This window comes from Adlercreutzia equolifaciens, assembly GCF_029076695.1.
GTDB classification, from domain to species: domain Bacteria; phylum Actinomycetota; class Coriobacteriia; order Coriobacteriales; family Eggerthellaceae; genus Adlercreutzia; species Adlercreutzia equolifaciens_A.
The window spans coordinates 1-320 of sequence record NZ_JARFIK010000242.1; the positions used below are offsets into that span (position 1 = coordinate 1).

The following is a 320-nucleotide window of genomic DNA, read 5'->3' on the forward strand; positions in this document are numbered from 1 at the left end:
CTTCACGTTGGCAAGCATGTCGGTGGTTTGCGTGGGCTCGAGCAGATTCTGCGGGAATTACACGATGCCGCCCACGGGCCAGCGGGTCACGCCCTCGTGGGTCATCTCCCCCGCTTGTGTGACCTGGTAAATGTCCTCCACCAGCGCTTCCGGCGCCACCATGAACAGCTGGGCCACTTTCTGCTCGAGCGTCATGGCCTTCAGCCGATCGGCCACCACTTGGGTGTAATCTTCAGCAGCGGCGCCGTCTGCAGCCGTATCGTCCGCTGCGGCATCTCCGGGAGCCGCTGCATTGTCGAACGTCGTAACGCCTCCCGATT

Annotated in this window: 1 pseudogene; it reads right to left on the reverse strand. The window is 62.8% G+C overall.

From position 1 onward, the window contains the following. Positions 1–57: 57 nt before the first annotated feature. Positions 58–320, reverse strand: a pseudogene (locus tag PZH32_RS12230) (hypothetical protein); the annotation flags it as partial.